General features: G+C 68.4%; 19 protein-coding genes. 10 read left to right on the top strand and 9 right to left on the bottom strand.

The genetic code is table 11. The annotated features are described in order from the left end of the window. Positions 1 to 22 precede the first annotated feature (22 nt). Positions 23 to 643, top strand: coding sequence for a DUF305 domain-containing protein (locus G6N58_RS05440; RefSeq protein WP_068918923.1), 621 nt, complete (start codon positions 23 to 25; stop codon positions 641 to 643). Beyond that, complete coding sequence (ricR, locus tag G6N58_RS05435) at positions 643 to 942, top strand: copper-sensing transcriptional repressor RicR (protein ID WP_068918922.1); 300 nt, start codon at positions 643 to 645, stop codon at positions 940 to 942. The genes G6N58_RS05440 and ricR overlap by 1 nt, the downstream gene beginning before the upstream one ends. Here the strand turns inward: ricR and G6N58_RS05430 are convergent. Next, positions 939 to 1,238: a thiamine-binding protein gene (locus tag G6N58_RS05430; RefSeq protein WP_068918921.1), complete on the bottom strand. Its 300-nt coding sequence runs from the start codon at positions 1,236 to 1,238 to the stop codon at positions 939 to 941. The genes ricR and G6N58_RS05430 overlap by 4 nt on opposite strands. A gap of 155 nt (positions 1,239 to 1,393) precedes the next feature. Between G6N58_RS05430 and G6N58_RS05425 the strand changes: the two genes are divergently transcribed. Then, on the top strand, positions 1,394 to 2,371 hold the full coding sequence (locus tag G6N58_RS05425; RefSeq protein WP_083230933.1) for a L,D-transpeptidase: 978 nt from the start codon (positions 1,394 to 1,396) through the stop codon (positions 2,369 to 2,371). Between the two features lie 70 nt (positions 2,372 to 2,441). On the opposite strand, the gene G6N58_RS05420 is transcribed toward G6N58_RS05425, so the two are convergent. Further along, complete coding sequence (locus tag G6N58_RS05420; RefSeq protein WP_232067740.1) at positions 2,442 to 4,427, bottom strand: M13 family metallopeptidase; 1,986 nt, start codon at positions 4,425 to 4,427, stop codon at positions 2,442 to 2,444. Positions 4,428 to 4,494: 67 nt separating this feature from the next. On the opposite strand from G6N58_RS05420, the gene G6N58_RS05415 reads away from it, so the two are divergent. Both G6N58_RS05415 and G6N58_RS05410 read left to right on the top strand, forming a co-directional pair. After that, complete coding sequence (locus G6N58_RS05415; RefSeq protein WP_115279444.1) at positions 4,495 to 5,073, top strand: hypothetical protein; 579 nt, start codon at positions 4,495 to 4,497, stop codon at positions 5,071 to 5,073. Continuing rightward, positions 5,070 to 5,756 (top strand): hypothetical protein, encoded by a 687-nt coding sequence (locus G6N58_RS05410; RefSeq protein ID WP_115279445.1) that lies wholly within the window; start codon positions 5,070 to 5,072, stop codon positions 5,754 to 5,756. The genes G6N58_RS05415 and G6N58_RS05410 overlap by 4 nt, the downstream gene beginning before the upstream one ends. A 9-nt stretch (positions 5,757 to 5,765) precedes the next feature. Here G6N58_RS05410 and G6N58_RS05405 read toward each other — a convergent pair whose 3' ends face one another. The 4 genes from G6N58_RS05405 to G6N58_RS05390 all read right to left on the bottom strand — a co-directional run bounded on the left by G6N58_RS05405 (position 5,766) and on the right by G6N58_RS05390 (position 10,201). Beyond that, the gene (locus G6N58_RS05405) at positions 5,766 to 6,248 is read right to left on the bottom strand and encodes an acyl-CoA thioesterase (protein WP_115279446.1); all 483 of its coding nucleotides are present in this window, start codon (positions 6,246 to 6,248) and stop codon (positions 5,766 to 5,768) included. 74 nt (positions 6,249 to 6,322) lie between these two features. Next, on the bottom strand, positions 6,323 to 6,727 hold the full coding sequence (locus tag G6N58_RS05400) for a CoA-binding protein (protein ID WP_115279447.1): 405 nt from the start codon (positions 6,725 to 6,727) through the stop codon (positions 6,323 to 6,325). Between the two features lie 7 nt (positions 6,728 to 6,734). Further along, positions 6,735 to 7,226 (bottom strand): hypothetical protein, encoded by a 492-nt coding sequence (locus G6N58_RS05395; protein WP_068918913.1) that lies wholly within the window; start codon positions 7,224 to 7,226, stop codon positions 6,735 to 6,737. Then, a complete protein-coding gene (locus G6N58_RS05390) occupies positions 7,223 to 10,201 on the bottom strand; it encodes an MMPL family transporter (RefSeq protein ID WP_115279448.1) in 2,979 nt (992 codons plus the stop codon). Before G6N58_RS05390 ends, G6N58_RS05395 begins: the two co-directional genes overlap by 4 nt. 201 nt (positions 10,202 to 10,402) lie before the next feature. On the opposite strand from G6N58_RS05390, the gene G6N58_RS05385 reads away from it, so the two are divergent. The 4 genes from G6N58_RS05385 (at position 10,403) to G6N58_RS05370 (ending at position 13,495) form a co-directional block, all read left to right on the top strand. After that, positions 10,403 to 10,897 (top strand): hemophore, encoded by a 495-nt coding sequence (locus tag G6N58_RS05385; RefSeq protein ID WP_115279449.1) that lies wholly within the window; start codon positions 10,403 to 10,405, stop codon positions 10,895 to 10,897. 125 nt (positions 10,898 to 11,022) lie between these two features. Continuing rightward, the gene (locus G6N58_RS05380; RefSeq protein ID WP_115279450.1) at positions 11,023 to 11,400 is read left to right on the top strand and encodes a heme-binding protein; all 378 of its coding nucleotides are present in this window, start codon (positions 11,023 to 11,025) and stop codon (positions 11,398 to 11,400) included. Positions 11,401 to 11,444: 44 nt separating this feature from the next. Then, positions 11,445 to 12,122: a response regulator transcription factor gene (locus G6N58_RS05375; protein WP_115279451.1), complete on the top strand. Its 678-nt coding sequence runs from the start codon at positions 11,445 to 11,447 to the stop codon at positions 12,120 to 12,122. Positions 12,123 to 12,124: 2 nt separating this feature from the next. Next, positions 12,125 to 13,495 carry a sensor histidine kinase gene (locus tag G6N58_RS05370; protein WP_435406165.1) on the top strand — a complete coding sequence of 457 codons (1,371 nt, stop codon included), beginning with the start codon at positions 12,125 to 12,127 and terminating at the stop codon, positions 13,493 to 13,495. Here the strand turns inward: G6N58_RS05370 and G6N58_RS05365 are convergent. From G6N58_RS05365 to G6N58_RS05355, 3 genes are read right to left on the bottom strand one after another with little or no spacing between them, the layout of a single operon-like run. Next, the gene (locus G6N58_RS05365) at positions 13,448 to 13,825 is read right to left on the bottom strand and encodes a DUF3054 domain-containing protein (protein ID WP_068918908.1); all 378 of its coding nucleotides are present in this window, start codon (positions 13,823 to 13,825) and stop codon (positions 13,448 to 13,450) included. The genes G6N58_RS05370 and G6N58_RS05365 overlap by 48 nt on opposite strands. Further along, positions 13,822 to 15,018: a M23 family metallopeptidase gene (locus G6N58_RS05360; RefSeq protein ID WP_068918907.1), complete on the bottom strand. Its 1,197-nt coding sequence runs from the start codon at positions 15,016 to 15,018 to the stop codon at positions 13,822 to 13,824. Before G6N58_RS05360 ends, G6N58_RS05365 begins: the two co-directional genes overlap by 4 nt. Then, positions 15,018 to 16,103 (bottom strand): lysylphosphatidylglycerol synthase transmembrane domain-containing protein, encoded by a 1,086-nt coding sequence (locus G6N58_RS05355; protein WP_232067739.1) that lies wholly within the window; start codon positions 16,101 to 16,103, stop codon positions 15,018 to 15,020. The genes G6N58_RS05360 and G6N58_RS05355 overlap by 1 nt, the downstream gene beginning before the upstream one ends. Positions 16,104 to 16,182: 79 nt before the next feature. On the opposite strand from G6N58_RS05355, the gene G6N58_RS05350 reads away from it, so the two are divergent. Next, positions 16,183 to 17,325 (top strand): AI-2E family transporter, encoded by a 1,143-nt coding sequence (locus G6N58_RS05350; RefSeq protein WP_115281790.1) that lies wholly within the window; start codon positions 16,183 to 16,185, stop codon positions 17,323 to 17,325. The last annotated feature ends 34 nt before the right edge of the window (positions 17,326 to 17,359 follow it).

Raw genomic sequence — 17,359 nt, 5'->3', positions numbered from 1 at the left:
GGGTACCAGGTACGGTGGTGGCATGACTGTTCGGACCTCCACCCGCCTGGCCGCCGGCACCGCTGCCCTGGCCGCCGCCCTGTTCATGACCGCCTGTACCAGCTCGGAGCAGGCCTCGGACGGACATACCGATCATTCGCACGAGTCCACCGAGCAGGAGCCGGTGATCGCCGGCGAGCCCGCCGCGTTCAACGACGCCGACGTCACCTTCGCCTCCATGATGGTGCCCCACCACGAGCAGGCCGTCGAACTGTCCGCCCTGGTGCCCGACCGCTCCACCAATCCGGAGCTGACCGCCCTGGCCCAGCAGATCCAGGCGGCCCAGGAGCCCGAGATCAACACCATGAACGCCTTCCTGGTGCAGTGGAACCAGGGCGCCGACCAGCACGCGGGCCACGACATGTCGAGCATGGAGGGGATGGTGGACGCGGCCACCATGACCCGGCTCGAGTCGCTGCAGGGCGCCGAATTCGACACACTGTGGCTGCAGTCGATGATCGCCCACCACGAGGGTGCCATCGCGATGGCGAAGACCGAGTTGGCCGACGGCACCAACCCCGACGCCAAGGCGTTGGCGCAGCACATCATCGACGGCCAGCAGGCGGAGATCGACCAGATGAAGACCATGCTCGGAGGTAGTTGATGACGGATGAGTCCGCACCGCACGGCTATTCGCCGAGCAAGGACGCCTACGCCAAGCGGCTGCGCCGCATCGAGGGTCAGGTCCGCGGCATCGCGAAGATGATCGACGAGGACAAGTACTGCATCGACGTCCTGACCCAGATCAGCGCGGTCAACAGTGCGCTGCAGTCGGTGGCGCTGGGGCTGCTGGACGAGCACCTGGGCCACTGTGTGTCCCACGCGGTGGCCGAGGGCGGCGTCGAGGCCGACAAGAAGCTGGCCGAGGCGTCGGCGGCAATCGCCCGGCTGGTCAGAAGCTAACCTTCGAGCTGCTGCTCCAGGCGCTCCACCTTGGCCGTCAGCTGTCCGGTGAACCCCGGACGGATGTCGGCTTTCAGCACCAGGCTCACCCGCGGTGACGCCGCGGCCACCGCGTCCACGGCCTGTTTGACCACGGCCATCACCTCATCCCACTCACCCTCGATGTTGGTGAACATCGCGTTGGTCTCGTTGGGCAGCCCGGACGCGCGCACCACGCGGACCGCCTCGGCCACCGCGGCGCTGACCCCGCCGGTCTCGTCACCGCCGGTGGGACTGATGCTGAAAGCAATGAGCATGACTCCAGACTGACATATCAGGGCCGGGCAGCGGCGCCCGGAAGTTCACTGACACGCCCTCTGAGCTGGGATTTGTGTCACTTGACCACTGGCGGGCGATGAGTGTGGTGACGGGACTGTGCCAAACTGGTCCTCGAGCGATCGGAGGGATGGCTATGCGTCGCACTGTGGTGGCCATGTTGAGTACGGCCGGGGTGGCCGCGTCGATGGTGTTGTCGGCGGCGCCGGCAGCCGCCGAACCGGTACCCCCGCCACCGCCGCCCCCCGCGCCCGCACCCTTCGGGTTCCCGCCGCCGCCGCCGAACCTGTTGGCGCCGGCGCCGGCGGCCGACCCCCTGGCCGCACCCATGCCGGGAGCCGCCTCCAGCGCCCCGGGTGTCACCACAGGCACCGCAGCGGGTCAGAACCCGCTGCCCTTCACCGGGGAACCGCCGTTCCGGCCGCCGACCTTCAACCCGGTCAACGGCTCCATGGTCGGGGTGGCCAAACCGATCATCATCAACTTCGCGGTGCCCATCGCCAACCGGCAGATGGCCGAGGACGCCATCCACATCTCGTCGAACCCGCCGGTTCCAGGCCGCTTCTACTGGCTCAGCGATTCGCAGGTGCGCTGGCGCCCGCAGGATTTCTGGCCCAAGGGCACCGTCGTCAACATCGACGCCGCCGGCACCAAGTCGAGTTTCCGGGTGGGGGAGTCGCTGGTGGCCACCGTCGACAACGACACCAAGCAGATGGAGATCATGCGCGACGGTGAGTTGGTGAAGACCTTCCCGGTGTCGATGGGCAAGTCCGGGTACGAGACCAAAAACGGCACCTACTACGTGTTGGAGAAGTTCGCCGACATCGTGATGGACTCCTCGACCTACGGGGTGCCGGTCTCGGCCGCCGAGGGCTACAAGATCGACGTCGAGGACGCCGTGCGCATCGACAACAGCGGCATCTTCGTGCACGGCGCACCGTGGTCGGAGGCCGACCAGGGCGTCCGAAACGTCAGCCACGGCTGCATCAACCTCAGTGCCGAAGACGCCCAGTGGTTCTACGACAACTTCGGCAGCGGCGACCCGGTGGTGGTGAAGAACTCCACCGGTCTCTACGACCAGAACGACGGCGCCCAGGACTGGCAGCTGTTCTGACACTGCCGAGCAGACGCGAACTCAGGTGATCTGAACTCTCAGAGCCCGAGTTCGCGTCTGCTCGCGAAAATCAGTTCCAGATGCGGACCCGGTGCTCGGGCTCCAGGAACAGTGCGTCGTCGGCGGTCACGTCAAACGCCTCGTAGAAGGCGTCCATGTTGCGGATGACGCCGTTGCACCGAAACTCCGGCGGAGAGTGCGGATCCACGGCCAGGCGCCGAATGGCTTCGGCGTCGCGGGATTTGGTGCGCCATACCTGGGCCCAGCCGAAGAACACCCGCTGCACCCCGGTGAGGCCGTCGATCACCGGCGCCTCCTTGCCGTCCAGCGAGATCTGGTAGGCCAGCAGGGCGATGGACAGCCCGCCCAGATCGCCGATGTTCTCACCGACGGTGAAGGCGCCGTTGACGTGGTGGGCGTCATCGAGATCGCGGGGCGAGAACTGCTCGTACTGTTCGATCAGCGCCTTGGTGCGTGCGCCGAATTCGGTGCGGTCGGCGTCTGTCCACCAGTCCACCAGGTTGCCGTCGCCGTCGTACTTGGCGCCCTGATCGTCGAAGCCGTGCCCGATCTCATGCCCGATCACGGCCCCGATTCCGCCGTAGTTGGCGGCGTCGTCCGCCTCGGCGTCGAAGAACGGCGGCTGCAGAATGCCTGCGGGGAAGACGATCTCGTTCATGCCCGGGTTGTAGTAGGCGTTGACGGTCTGCGGGGTCATGAACCACTCGTCACGGTCCACCGGTCCGCCCAACTTGGCGAGCTCACGGTCGAAGCTCACCTCGTACCCGCGCCGGAAGTTGCCGTAGAGGTCGTCGGCCTCGATCACCAGCCCCGAGTAGTCCCGCCAGGTGGCCGGATAGCCGATCTTCGGGGTGAACTTGTCCAGCTTGGCCAGCGCCTTGCGCCGGGTTTCCGGCGTCATCCACTCCAGCTGGTTGATGCTCACCCGGTAGGCCTCGCGCAGGTTGTCCACCAGCACGTCCATCCGGGCCTTGGACTCCGGTGGGAAATACCGCTCCACATAAAGCTTTCCGACCACATCACCCAGCAGACTCTCGACCAGGGACACGCCGCGCTTCCATCGGTCGCGGATGGCCTCGGTGCCGCTCAAGGTGCGGCCGTAGAACGCGAAGTTCTCGGCCACCAGCGCATCGGTCAGGTACCCGGCCCTGGAGGTGATCAGCCGCCAGCGGGCCCACAACTTCCAGTCCTCCAGCGACTCCGCTGCCCACAGCGACGCGAACGCGGTCAGGTAATCCGGTTGGCGCACCACGAGTTCGGCAACGTTGTCAGGCGAGGTGCCCAGCGCGCCGATCCACGCGGCCCAGTCGAAGCCCGGCGCCTCGGTCTCCAGATCGGCGAACCGGCGCAGGTTGTAGGTCAGATCGGCGTCGCGGCGCTTCACCACATCCCAGTGCGCCGCAGCCAGTTTGGTCTCCAGCGCGACGATGGTAGCGGCACTGGCCGCGTAGTCCACCGGGGAGGCGCCGTACACCAGCCCGAACATCGCGGCGATGTGCTCGGGATACGCCGCCAGGATGGTCTGGTGCTGCGGGTCGCGGTAATAGGACTCGTCGGGCAGGCCGAGACCGGACTGGCTGACATGCACCAGGTAACGGGTGGAGTCCTTGGAGTCGGTGTCGATGTAGAGCCCGACACCGCCGCCTCCGCCCGTGCGCTGCAAGCGTCCCAGCACTGCGGCCAGCGCCTGCGGGCTGTCCGCCGCATCGATCTGGGCCAGCTCGTCGAGCAGCGGTTGCACACCGCGGCGCTCGACTGCCTCCTCGTCGAGGAAGCTGTTGTAGAGGTCGCCGATGCGCTGCTGATCGGTACCGGGCTGCGCGCCCGAGGCGGCGGCTTCGGTGATCAGGTCACGCACCTGCTCCTCGGCGCGGTCGAACAGCGACCGGAACGCGCCGTCGGTGGCCCGGTCCGCCGGGATCACGTAGTCGGTGAGCCAGCGGCCGTTGACGTGTCCGAACAGATCGTCCTGGGGCCGGGCTGAAGGGTCGACGTGGCTCAGGTCGATGCCTGAGCGAATAGCTTCTACCGTCACTGCCCCAGTCTTCCAGACGCCGCGCGGTGGCTCAGTCGCCTGAGAGTGAACAGGTAGCCTCACCGCCATGCCCGACGAGGAGCCCGAGGCTCGGTCCATCACCGGATACGGCATCGGTTCAGCGGTGCTGGGGCTGCTGTGCGTCGGTGCGGTGGTGCTGATGTCGCTGATCTGGACCCAGCACCGCGCCGACCAGACGGAGTTGCGCGACCGCGCGGCAGCCATGCAGGCGGCCGCGGACTGGACCCGCGTCTTGATCAACATGAACGCGGGCAATGTCGAGCCCAGCCTGCAGACCCTGCAGGAGGGCACGGTCGGCGAACTCAACGCTGACTTCGACGCCGCCGTGGCGCCGTACCGCGACGTTGTGCAGGCGCTGAACTCCAGCACCACCGGCGACATCTTTGCCGTGGCCGTCGAAGAGGTGCACAACAATCTCGATGCTGAGCCCGGCAGCGGGCCGCCGCCCGAACAGCCCTCGCTGTCGCCGGGGATGGCGACCCGCACCGACACCGTGGTGGTGGTGGCCACCTCGGTCAGTGAGAACGCCGGGGGAGAGCCCCAGACCGTGCGGTGGAACCTGCGCCTGGATGTCTCCCGCGTGGATGACCGCCTGCTGATCTCCCGGCTGGAGTCCCTGCGATGAGGAACGCCTGGCGGGTAGTGATTTTCGACGTGGCGGCGCCGCTGGCCACCATCGCCGCGATCCTGTTGATCGGGGTGTTCCTGGGCTGGCCGGTGTGGTGGGTGGCCGTGGCGGCGATGCTGTGCCTGCTGATCGTCGAGGCGATGGTGGTCAACTACGTCCTGCTGCGCCGCGACCGGGTGACTGCGGGCACCGACGACGACGGTCCGGCGCTCCGGCTCGGCATCGTCGGGCTCGCCGCGACGGCCCTGGTTGCCGCCACCGCGGTGGGATACACGCAGTGGACCGTGGCCGACGCCGGCCTGACCGACGACTCCGGTGAGGTGGTGCGCCTGGCAACGGCGGTGTCCGAGGCGACGGCGACGTTCTCACCGCAGGACCCGTCGTCGTCGATCGACCGGGCGGCGGCGCTGATGGCACCCGAGGCCGCCGACGCGTTCAAGGCGAATTTCGGCCAGGCCACCGAAGACCTTGCGCGGCGCAACATCTCGGCGCAGGCGCGCACCATCTCCGCCGGCGTCGAGGCCATCGGCCCGGACGTCGCCAGCGTGGTGGTGGTGATGCGGGGCACCCAGAACGTCCCGGGTCAGCAGCAGAGCCGCGCCGTGTTGGCCCTGCGCGTGGCGTTCACCAAGGTCGACGACCGTTGGCTGGTGGTCGACGTGGCACCGGTGGGCGCCTGACCTGACGCGTCAGCCGCGCAGCTGCAGAGCCTCGAGGGCGGACCGGGTGGCCTCGCTCAGCGGCACGGGTCTGTCCTGTGCGGTCACCACGACCGTGTCGCTGAGGCTGATGCAGCGTTGGTCGTCGAACAGTGCTGAGGACAGCACGAATGAGGTGCGCCCGATGCGCGCCACCCCGATCCCCGCCTCGATCGTCGCCGGCCAGTGCGCCTCGGCCAGGAAGTGAACCACGTTCTGCGAGATGAGAAGCCGGACGGTGTCCGCGCCCGGAATGTGGACCAGGGGGAAGATCTGATAGTTGAGGGTGGCGCGGATGTCCTCGTGCATCGCCGTCAGCGCGACGTTGTTCAGGTGCCCGTTGGGGTCGAGGTCGGCGTAGCGCGAACTGATGGTCTTGGTCACCGGATACACCGACAGATGCATGCGGGCGGGGTCCGGTCGACCCACCGTCTCGACCACAAAGCTCAAGCTGTCGTGGCTCGTCGTCGTCATCGCTCTCCCAGCACTCAACCAACCAGTAGGTTGAGGTTAACCCAGGTTGGTGACCACCCGCGACACGGTGCCGCTCAGCGGCCGACCCACTGCGCGTGATCCACCTTCAGGCAACGGTCCATCACCACGTGCAGACCCGCGGCGTGCGCGTCGCGGCCAACCTGCTCGTGGAAGAGGCCCTGCTGCAACCACAGCGTGGCCGGCAGCGACGGCAGGGCCAGTACGTCCGCGAGCACCGCCGGCAGCTCCTCGACGCGGCGAAACACGTCCACCAGGTCCGGGACCACCGGCAGATCCGCCAGCGTGGCATACACCGGGTCGCCGTCGAGGTCGCTGATGGTGGGGTTCACCGGGTACACGTCGTAGTCGGTGTGGGTCTTGAGGTAGCGGTACACGCCGTGGCTCGGGCGCGCGGGGTTGGCCGACGCGCCCACCACCGCCACCGTGCGGGTCTGCCGCAGGATTTCCTCGAGTGTCATGGCAGTGTCAGCTGGGCCCGGGACGGGGTGTGCGCATCTTGGCGAACCGGTCGGACAATCGGCGCATCCGGATCATCAGCGACGCCGGCGGCGACACCTCACCGTCGAGGTACACCGTCAGGTCGGCCACGGGAACGCCGATCCGCGAAGCGAATTCCTGTTCCGAGAGCCCGGAACGGTTGAGCAACAGCCGGACGTGCCGGGCGGCTTCGGCGCGCTCGTTGGCCTCCAGGTGCTGACGGCTGCGCACCAGGACCTCCGACAGTGCCTTGGAGATCCCCAGCGGTTCGGACTTCTCCAGCACTTCCTCGACCTGACGTGCGGTGCGGCCGAACGGATCACGCTTGATGGCGACCACGATGCGCTGCCAGACGGTGATGTCGCCGGTTTCGAGCGCCGACCGGATGGCGGCGGTGGACCAGAATTCGACCGGACGGTCGGCGGGGACGCCGGGACCGGCCTGCAGGTCCGGCCGACGAGCATCTGCGGACAACGTCACCTCGCCTCCTCCAGCATCGCCACGGCCACTGCCAGACACCGCTGCCTGACCTTCTCCCAGTCTGCCTCAGCGTCGGGACCGGCGTCGTCGCCCGCATCATCGGGATGGGGATCGGAGAGCCTGCGGAGCAACTGGGTGGCGACCCACTGTCGATCGGTCGGTTGCCCAGAGTAGTACCTGTCGATGGTGCCCAGCGCGACCGCCGCCGTCTGCGGCTCCATGGCATCCACCAGGTCTGCGAAGTCGGCGAAGTCGCGACGGTGGTTGCGGCACATGATCAGGTAGCCCTTGAGCCGAATGGTCTCCGCGCCGGTGGGGATGCGCAGCCGGTCCCCGGTGGGCAACTGCACATTCGTGGTCTCCAGCGGGCACTGTCGACGCAGGGCGTGGTGATAGTCGCCGGCGGGGTCGTTCTGCACGCTGAGGGCATCGAGCGCCACCGACAGCCGCCCGCGCCACATCGTGACCGGGTGGACCGGCCGGTGCACCCGCACCGTGGCCTGGCCGTTGCCCTCGGACGCCTGGGCCCGGTCGCTGCGGTTGCGGCGCAGCGGCAGCCCCAGGCGGGCTTGCCGGGCGCTGACCGCGCGGGCCTCGTCGAGCCCCTTCACCTTGGCCTTGAAGGCGGTGGTCAGGGCGGAGAGCCCGGTGCACCCGCTGAACGCCAGCGGGTCCGCCACGGTGATGGCGTCGGGAGCCAGGTCCTTGAGCTTGGCGGCCGACTTGACCACCATCCGCATATCGGCGTTGGGCGCCACCAGTGCGGAGATGTCGTCGGGGATGATCACCAGGTCGCCCAGGTCGACCTTCGGCAGCGGTTTCTCGAAATCCACCGACGGCAGGATGCGGCCCAGCCCCTTGGGCAGCCACCAGTTCCACTGGTCGAACATCGCCATCAGGGCGGGCACCAGCACCAGTCGGACCACCGTGGCGTCCACCGCGATGGCCACCGCACACGCCACCCCCAGCTGGGCCACCAGCGGCATACCGGCGAACGCGAAGCCGATGAACACCGCGATCATGATCAGAGCCGCGCTGGTGATGGTGCGGGCGCTGGTCGACACCCCGTAGGCCACCGCGTCCTTGGTGTCGCCGGATTGCAAGAACCGCTCGCGGACCCGCGTCAGCAGGAAGATCTCGTAGTCCATCGACAGCCCGAAGGTCAGCGCCAGGACCAGCGGCGGGATGGTGCTGTCGATGGAGCCCAGCGGTTCGAAGCCCAGGTCCTGCAGCCAGCCCCACTGGAAGATCACCACCAGGCTGCCGTAGGCCGCGGCCACCGACAGCACGGTCATCACCACGCCCTTGAGCGCCAGGAACACCGAGCGGATGGCGGCCAGCAACATCAGGAACGCGATCAGGGCGACGAACACGAACACCCACGGCTCCATGTGCGACACCCGGTCGTCGAAGTCCTTGATCAACGCAGTGGGGCCGCCGACGTCGACGGACACCCCCTCGGCGCCGGGCACGCGGGGCAACTGGTCGCGCAGGAGGTCAATGGTCTGGCGGGCGGCGATGTCCTCGGGGTCGACGGCCAGCACGGCGGACAGCAGGGCGCTGCGCCCGTCATCGGAGACCACCGCGGGGGTCACCGACACGACGTTGACCGCCCGGTCCATCTCCGCGCCGATGGCGTCGACGACGGCCATGTTCGGCGGCGCACCGGCGTTGCCCTCGGGGAAGGTGACCAGCACGCGGACCGGGCCCAGCGCACCGGGTCCCAGTGCCTCGGCCGCCGCGCCCACACCGCCGCGGATCTCGTGGGTGGCGTCGAACTGGCGCAGCATGCTGTTGCCCAGCGACATCGACAGCACCGGCGCGGCCATCACCAGCAACACCACCGTCGCGCCCAGCGCCGAGAGCCACGGCCGGCGCATCACCCCGCCGATCCACCGGGTCCAGAACCGGGACTGGGTGGTTTCGGCCCGCCGGCCCCAGTGCAGCACCCGGGACCGTTTGGCGGCGGCGCGGCCGAAGGTGGTCAGCACCGCCGGGATGAGGGTCGCCGACGTCAGCACCGCCACCGCGACCGCCAGGATGGCGCCGGTGGCCATCGAGTTCAGCACCGGGGTGTTGATCAGATAGAGCCCCGTCACCGAAGCGATGACGGTGGCACCGGAGAGCACCACCGCCAGACCCGAGGTGGCCATCGCGGCGTCGGTGGCCTGCTGGACGTCGCGACCCGCGCGCAGTTCTTCGCGGAACCGCATCAGGATGAACAGGGAGTAGTCGATGGCCAACGCGATGCCGAGCATCGTGACCGTGGAGGTCACGAACACCGACATGGTGGTGAACATCGACAGCAGGAAGACCAGCCCCATGGTCACCACCACGGTGCAGATGCCGATGAGCAGCGGGATGGCCGCCGCGGCCAGCGAACCGAACACGGCCAGCAGCACCGCCAGGACGATCGGCAGGTTCCACTTCTCGGCTTCGGCGATGTCGTGTTTGGTGGACTCGGAGGCGGCCGCGCCCAACGCGCCTTGGCCGATCACGTACAGCCGAACCTTGCCCTCGGCAGTCTCACCGGGTTGCTCGCCGCTGATGCCGACCTTTTCGCGCAGCTGCTTGGCGGTGTCGACCGCGCCGCTGTTGTCGAAGCCCAGCTTCAGCGACACCACATAGGGCCGGTCGGGCTGCGGCGGAGGTTGGACGGGGTTGGGCACGATGGTGACGCTGGGCACCTCGGCCGCCATGCGTTCCAGCTCGGCCACCGCCGCGGTCATGTCCTGGTAGCTGGCGTCGGCGCGCGGAGCGGCCACCAGCGCCAGCGGCGAGGCGCCTTCGTCGGGAAAGTGATCCTCGATCTCGTACTGCACGTGCAGCGACTGCGAACCCTCGACTTCGAAACCACCGCCGGTCAGGTTGCTCGACTGGGTGAGAATCAGCCAGACGGCCGGCACCAGCGCCAGCACCCACGCCGCGAAGACCAACCAGCGGAACCTGCGTAACAGGCTGCTCAGTCGCATCATGAACTGCTGGATGGCGATCTCCCCGTGTTCGTCCCCGAGTGGTGCGAGCGTACCGCAGCAGGCTGTGCGCTGAGTCTCGGCGAGATCTCGATCAGGTGTGCTGAATTGGCACGCCGGCTCCTGCGGATGGCACTATCTGTGGGGACAACAGACCAGGTCGGGGGATCAGGGACCGAAGTCGACTGCGTCAGGAGTGCCCGCATGGCCGTCAAGATCTCCGTCATCACCGCGGTACTGGCCGGGGCCGGCACCGCTGCCGCCACCCTGCTGGCCGCCCCGAGCGCGGTGGCCGCCCCGAACCCGTGTGCGGCCAGCCAGATCGCCCGGACCGTCGGCTCGGTGGGCACCAACACCGGCATCTATCTCGAGGCGCATCCCGAGACCAACGAGGTACTGACCATGTTGGCCGCCCAGCCCGCCGGGCCCAACTCCATTGCCGCGCTCAAGCTGTATTTCGAACGCGACCCGCAGGCGGCCGAGGATCTGGAGGCCATTCAGCAACCGCTGACGTCGCTGACCGCCAAGTGCAAGCTGCCGATCTCGCTGCCACAGGTTCTCGGTCTGATGCAGGCGGCCCAGCAGGGCGGTGCACAAAGCGGTCTACCTGCAGGTTTGCCGGATGCGGCCAACGCCGTCATCGGTGGCGCGCCGGCTGCGGCAGCACTGCCTGTAGGCACCGGAAACGGCCTGCGCTGAGGTCGGTGCGTCCCGGGTCATCCCGGCGCGAGCACGCTGGTGTGGGCACAACCCAGGAAACTGGCCCAGGAATCTGATTAGCTTTGCAGGTCAGAATCACGGACCCCTCTCAAAGGAGCCGATCAATGTTGCTCACAGCCCGTCGCGCGGTTGTCGGAGTCGTAGGAGCCGGCGCGATCAGCGGAGCGATGCTTCTCACCGTCGCCCCCTCGGCGTTTGCCGAGCCGGTGCCGCCGCCGAACTGCACCGCCGCCGACCTGTCCGGCGTCGCCTCCGGTGTCTCGGCAGCCACCTCTGCCTACCTGTTCACCCACCCGGACGTGAACAACTTCTTCACCAGCCTGCACGGCCAGTCCCACGAAGAGATCCGGCCCCAGGTCGAGGAGTACTTCGCGGCCAACCCCGTGGTTGCCGGTGAGCTCACCAACATCCGCAAGCCCTTGCAGGACATCCGGCTGCGCTGCGGGGACACCGACGGTGATGGCGACGTCGACATTCTCTAGTGCCTGGCGGAACTGACTCGCCCGCCAAGGGGACGGCGGGCCACATGGTGTTGATGGTCGACGACGACCCGGATGTGCGCACCTCGGTAGCCCGAGGCCTGCGCCATTCGGGTTTCGACGTGCGGGTGGCGGCCACCGGCAAGGAAGCGCTGCGGCTGCTGTCCAACGAGACGCACGACGCGCTGGTCCTGGATGTGCAGATGCCCGAACTCGATGGCGTCGCCGTGGTGACGGCCCTGCGTGCGCTGGGTAACGACATCCCGATCTGCGTGCTCTCAGCGCGCGATACCGTCAATGACCGGATTGCCGGGCTGGAGGCGGGCGCCGACGACTACCTGACCAAGCCGTTCGATCTGGGTGAGCTGGTGGCGCGCCTGCACGCGCTGCTGCGCCGCCGGGCGGCCTCGGAGGAACGCTCGGACGCCATGACGGTCGGGCCGCTGACCATCGACACCGCCCGCCGCCTGGTCTTCGTGGCGGGCGAGCGGGTGGAGCTGACCAAGCGGGAGTTCGACCTGCTCGCCGTCCTCGCGGAGAACGCCGGGGTGGTGCTGTCCCGGCAGCGTCTGCTGGAGCTGGTCTGGGGCTACGACTTCGACGTCGACACCAACGTCGCCGATGTCTTCATCAGTTACCTGCGACGCAAACTCGAACGCGACGGCGTGCCCCGGGTGATCCACACCGTGCGTGGGATCGGGTACGTGCTGCGGGACGACACTTGAGCGTGACCGCCGATCCGGACGCCCCCACGGGTTCGCTGTCCCTGTGGCGCCGGTTCACCTACCGGGTGTCGCTGCGCACCCGGGTCGCGCTGGCCGCGGGTATCGCGTCGGCGCTGGTGGTGGCGGTGCTCGCCATCCTGACCTCGGTGGTGCTGGCCAACAACGACGAGGCCCAGCTGGACCGCCGGCTCGACTCCATCGTCGACGCCAGCATGTACCCCGACCAGGCGCAGGACCCGCGCCGCGGCGTGCTCACCACCGGCCGGGCGCCGGCCAGCGGAGACGTGGTGTTCCAGCGCGGTTTTCAGCTGCCCGAGCTTCCCGAAGGCACCGAGACCGTCACGGTCAACGGCGTGGACTACCGGGTCCGCACGGTCCGGCTCGAGCAGCAGGGCTCCGATGTGCTGATGTCGATCGGCATCCGGGCCGACAGCATCCTGCTCTCCAGCCAGCGCATCCCCATCTACATCCTGGTCGGGGTGGTGGCCGTGCTGCTCGCCGGCGGGCTCGGCTGGTTCCTGGCCGGCGCGGCAACGCGCCCGTTGCGCAAACTGACCGAGCAGACCCGCCAACTCGGGGACGGCGGCGTCGAGCAGATCACCCCGGTGCACGGCACCAAAGAGGCCGAGGATCTGTCCGAGGCCATGGTCGGCATGCTCAAACGCCTGGCCGCCGCGCAACAGTCGACCACCAACTCGCTGCAGGCCGCTCAGGACTTCGCCGCCAACGCCGCTCACGAGCTGCGCACCCCGCTGACCGCCATGCGTGCCGATCTGGACACCCTGCGCATCCACGACCTGCCCGCCGACGAGCGCGCCGAGGTGGTGGCCGACCTGTCCCGCGCCCAGCGCCGGGTGGAGGCGACCATCACCGCACTGGGCCAGCTGGCCTCCGGTCAGCTGGCCCAGACCGCCGACGTCGAGGTCATCGATGTCGAGGAGCTGCTGGACCGGGTGGCCCGGGAGAACAGCAGCCGCGCCACCGCAGCCGCAGAGATCAGCGTCGACTGTGAGGGAGCCGGAACCATTCTGGGCTGGCCCACCGGCCTACGGCTGGCGGTGGACAACCTGGTGCGCAACGCCGTGACCCACGGGCACGCCACCCGGGTGGTGTTGTCGGCCGCCCGCGCGGGCGCTTCGATGGTGATCGTGGTGGACGACAACGGCCGCGGTCTGCCGGTCGAGGAGCACACCGCGGTGCTGCAACGCTTCTCCCGCGGCAGCACCGCCGCGGTGGGTGGCTCCGGATTGGGCCTGGCGCTGGTGGAGCAGCAGGCGGTGCTGCACGGCGGCACCATCGAGTTGTCCGACGGCCCGCTGGGCGGCCTACGCGCGACGCTGACGGTTGCGGTGGCCCCGCCAACCGACGATTGAGCGCCAACCCAACAGGAACACCGCCGTCACCGACGAGGCCACCACGATGAAGCTGGCGGCCACCGGCGCCGAGGTCAGCTTGCGCAGAAGCATGCCGACCACCACCGTCGACACCCACACCACCAGCCCGGTCGGCACCAGCGCGGTCGGCTTGCGCCAGCCGCGGCTGGCCACCCAGCCCACCGCGGTGCCGGTCAGGAACGGCCACGCAGTGGTGGCGATCCCGGAGAGGGTCAGGCCCTCGGCGTGGCTGCGCCGCCCGATGGTGCAGAAGGTGATGACCGCCGCGGTGTCGATGGCCAGCGCGGTGATGGTCTTGTCAGCTTTCATTGTCCGACAGAGTAATTCATGACATCCAGGTCCAGGGGCATGACCTCGGATTCGTCCCTGGCGGCGAAGCCCGGTTGCATCGCCGCCGGCTTGCCGGTGAGCACGGCGTCCAGAGCGGCCGGCGAGGACACCCGCCGGCTCAGCTGGAAGTTCTTGATGACGAACGGTAAGCCGTTGGCCATCAACGGATCCGGACCGTCCATGACGTGGAAGTGCAGGTGCGGTGCGTCGCTGTTGCCGGAGTTGCCCAGCTCGGCGAACGGCTGCCCGGTGCTCAGATCGTCACCCGGTTTGACGGTGATGGTCCCGGGTTGCAGGTGCGCGTAGAAGGCGTAGTTGCCGTCGCCGAGGTCCTGGACCACGTGATTGCCGCCGTACTGGTCCAGCGGCAGTCCCTGCGGCGCCTTGGTCGGCACCTGCTCGGGCAGGTCGTTCACCACCGCCACCACTGTGCCGTCGCCGACCGCATGGATCTGCGCGCCGAAACCGGGGTAGCTCTCCGGGGTGGTGGCGCTGCCGGAGAACAGCCGTAGATCGTCACGCAGTTGCACGTAGTCGATGGCGAAACGTTCTGCGCCGTAGAGCTTTCCGTTGATCGGGTTGAGTGCCTTCCGGTGTGCCGACATGGTGCAGCAGCCGTCGCCGTCCAGCCAGTTCGGTCCGTCCAGTGGGGCGGCCACCGACACCGGGGTGCGGTCGGACACCGGCACCGGGGCCACCGGTTGGGTCAGGGTGGCCGGCACCAGGCCGGGGATGGGTTTGTCCACCGCGAGATCGACCGAATGGGTCAGTTCCGTGGGCAGCTGTGCGTTCGCGTCCAGTGCGACATCCATCCAGACGGTGACGGTCTGACCGGGCTTCACCACGTCGGTGGGCTCGGCGCCGGCACCGAATGCGCGGGTCCAGAATGCCAGGTCGTCGCCACGCAACGTGGCCAACGTCTGGTCACCGGATCTCGCCGAGAGCGAGGTCATCGTGACCTCCGTGGACAGGGTGTTCGACAGCGTCAACTCGTAGGCCAGGTGGATGCGCCCGTCGGTGGCCGGGACGGGCACCGGTTCGGCCACGGCGGACCCGACCAGGGGAGTGAGCATCGGTGCGGGCCCGGTCTCGGTGGTTGGCGGCGCCTCGGTGTCCGACGCGCAGCCGGTCAGCAACACCGCAGCAACGGTGACACAGAAGGTGGCGCGCATCAGGAGCCCTCGGCTTCGTCGGGATCGTCGGACTTGGCGGAGGTTTCCAGGTCCGGATCGATCTGGCTCTCGGTGCGGAACATGAAGAAGAACACCACCCAGCCGATGGCGGCGATGAAGATCCAGCTGACCAGCCGGTAGATCAACATCGCGGAGATGGCGGCGGGCAGGGTCATGCCGCTGGACACCAGGCCGGGCACCAGCACGGCCTCCACCACCAGCAGCCCACCCGGCATCAGCGGGATGGACCCGACCGCGCGTGCGGCGGCGTAGGCGACGGTGAGGCCGGCCAGCGACGGGTGTCCGCCCGCGGCGTAGGCGGCGAACGCCAGGCACGCGACGTCGGTGATCCAGTTGAACAGCGACCAGCTGAAGGCCGTGCCGAGGGTGCGCCGGCTCATGCTCACCGACTCCAGCTGCGCCAGGATCTCGCGCCACTTGGCCACCCCGGTGTCGAGTGGTTTGTTGCGCACCTGGTTGACCCAGGACAGCACCCGCACCGCGATGCCGTCGAGCAGTTCGGGGCGGGACACCACCGCCTGGGCCAGCAGCAGCAGGATGACAAACCCGCCGAGGGTGAACAGCAGCGAGAACGGATTGTTCTTGGCGCCCAACAGGAATGCACCGCCGAGGCCCAGCAGCGCCAGGCCCACCGCCTGCAGGACGCCCGACATCACCAGCTGCCAGGAGGCCACCACCGGCGACGCACCCCACATGCGTTGCTGCCGGTAGAGAAATGTCGCTGCGAGCACCGGTCCGCCGGGCAGTGTGGTCGACAGTGAGTTGCCGGCGTAGAAGGCCGCTTCCGAGCGCCACTGCCGCACCGGCACCCCGGCGGACTTGAGCAGGGTGCGCTGGATCTGGGCGAAGCTGTGCATCGACAGCATCGCGGCGGCCACTGCGGCCAGCACCCACCACCAGTTGGCGTCGAGCAGGCTGCGCCAGGCTTTGGCCAGCTGGTCCCACACCAGTGCCGCCTCGACCGACAGCACGATCAGCACCACGGCCAGCACTGCCCAGCGGACCCACCAGTATCTGCCGCGGGTCGCCTCCTGCGGTTGCGTGGCCGGTGCGTCGGAGGACACGACCATCAGAGTAACGGCGCAGGCTGATGGCATTGCCACGTTGGCGCACGGCGTGCCGCACGCCCGTTACAGTGACCGGATGCTGCCGCCCGCGGCCGAGGACGCATCGGTCACACCTCTGGTCCGCAAAGCAGCCGCCTGGTCCTGGCGGCTTCTTGTCCTCTTCGGTGCCATCCTGGCGTTGCTGTGGGTGCTCAATGAGCTGCTGGTCATCGTCGTACCGGTGGCGCTGGCCACCATGCTCGCAGCCCTGCTGATGCCCCTGGTGGACTGGCTGGACCGCCGTGGTGCGCCCCGCGGGGGAGCGGTGGCACTGGTGCTGCTCAGTAGTTTCGCCATCCTGGGCGGGCTGTTGACCTTCGTGATCAGTCAGTTCGCCTCGGGTCTGCCCGAGCTGGTCAACGAGGTCACTCGCAGCATCGACAGCGCGCGCACCTGGTTGATCGAAGGGCCCGCGCACCTGAGCCGCGAGCAGATCGACAACTTCGGCAACTCGGCCATCCAGGCGGTGCGCGACAACCAGGAGCGCCTGACCAGCGGTGCTCTGTCCACCGCGGCCACCGTCACCGAGATCGTCACCGGCGCACTGCTGGTGTTCTTCACCCTGATCTTCCTGCTGCACGGCGGCCGCAACATCTGGGAGTTCGTCACCAGGATCATCCCCGGCACGGTCCGCCCGCGGGTCGGCGAAGCCGGCCGCGCCGGGTTCCACTCGTTGATCGGCTACATCCGGGCGACGTTCCTGGTGGCCCTGGTCGACGCCATCGGCATCGGTACCGGCCTGGCCATCATGCAGATCCCCTTGGCTCTGCCGCTGGCGTCGCTGGTGTTCCTCGGCGCTTTCATTCCTCTGGTCGGCGCCGTCATCACCGGGTTCCTGGCAGTGGTGGTGGCACTGCTGGCCAAGGGCGTCGTCTACGCGGCCATCACCTTGGGCCTGATCATCGCGGTGCAGCAGCTCGAAGCCCATGTGTTGCAGCCGCTGGTGATGGGCCGCGCGGTGTCCATCCATCCGCTGGCGGTGGTGTTGGGTATCGCCGGCGGTGCCGTGATCGCCGGCATCGTCGGTGCGCTGCTGGCGGTGCCCATCATCGCATTCCTCAACAGCGCGATCCGCGTGCTGGTGGCCGACGATCCGCACGCGGTCAAGGCCACGATGGAGGCCGACGACGGGCCCATCGTGGACGCCGAACCCGACGAGGTCCCCACCCCCGATCGTTGACACTGCGCTCACCGCGACCGCCACTCGGACGTTG

This window comes from Mycolicibacterium tokaiense, from assembly GCF_010725885.1.
Taxonomy (GTDB): domain Bacteria; phylum Actinomycetota; class Actinomycetes; order Mycobacteriales; family Mycobacteriaceae; genus Mycobacterium; species Mycobacterium tokaiense.
The sequence above is the reverse complement of the archived record's forward strand: the minus strand, read 5'-3'. Positions and strand labels throughout refer to the sequence as shown.

Coding starts and splice junctions, on each gene's coding strand:
- G6N58_RS05365 (WP_068918908.1), bottom strand. CDS start 13,825: ATGAAAGCTGACAAGACCATCACCGCGCTGGCCATCGACACCGCGGCG.
- G6N58_RS05405 (WP_115279446.1), bottom strand. CDS start 6,248: ATGACGACGACGAGCCACGACAGCTTGAGCTTTGTGGTCGAGACGGTG.
- G6N58_RS05425 (WP_083230933.1), top strand. CDS start 1,394: ATGCGTCGCACTGTGGTGGCCATGTTGAGTACGGCCGGGGTGGCCGCG.
- G6N58_RS05440 (WP_068918923.1), top strand. CDS start 23: ATGACTGTTCGGACCTCCACCCGCCTGGCCGCCGGCACCGCTGCCCTG.
- G6N58_RS05350 (WP_115281790.1), top strand. CDS start 16,183: ATGCTGCCGCCCGCGGCCGAGGACGCATCGGTCACACCTCTGGTCCGC.
- ricR (WP_068918922.1), top strand. CDS start 643: ATGACGGATGAGTCCGCACCGCACGGCTATTCGCCGAGCAAGGACGCC.
- G6N58_RS05380 (WP_115279450.1), top strand. CDS start 11,023: ATGTTGCTCACAGCCCGTCGCGCGGTTGTCGGAGTCGTAGGAGCCGGC.
- G6N58_RS05385 (WP_115279449.1), top strand. CDS start 10,403: ATGGCCGTCAAGATCTCCGTCATCACCGCGGTACTGGCCGGGGCCGGC.
- G6N58_RS05400 (WP_115279447.1), bottom strand. CDS start 6,727: ATGACACTCGAGGAAATCCTGCGGCAGACCCGCACGGTGGCGGTGGTG.
- G6N58_RS05360 (WP_068918907.1), bottom strand. CDS start 15,018: ATGCGCGCCACCTTCTGTGTCACCGTTGCTGCGGTGTTGCTGACCGGC.
- G6N58_RS05375 (WP_115279451.1), top strand. CDS start 11,445: ATGGTGTTGATGGTCGACGACGACCCGGATGTGCGCACCTCGGTAGCC.
- G6N58_RS05430 (WP_068918921.1), bottom strand. CDS start 1,238: ATGCTCATTGCTTTCAGCATCAGTCCCACCGGCGGTGACGAGACCGGC.
- G6N58_RS05390 (WP_115279448.1), bottom strand. CDS start 10,201: ATGATGCGACTGAGCAGCCTGTTACGCAGGTTCCGCTGGTTGGTCTTC.
- G6N58_RS05410 (WP_115279445.1), top strand. CDS start 5,070: ATGAGGAACGCCTGGCGGGTAGTGATTTTCGACGTGGCGGCGCCGCTG.
- G6N58_RS05415 (WP_115279444.1), top strand. CDS start 4,495: ATGCCCGACGAGGAGCCCGAGGCTCGGTCCATCACCGGATACGGCATC.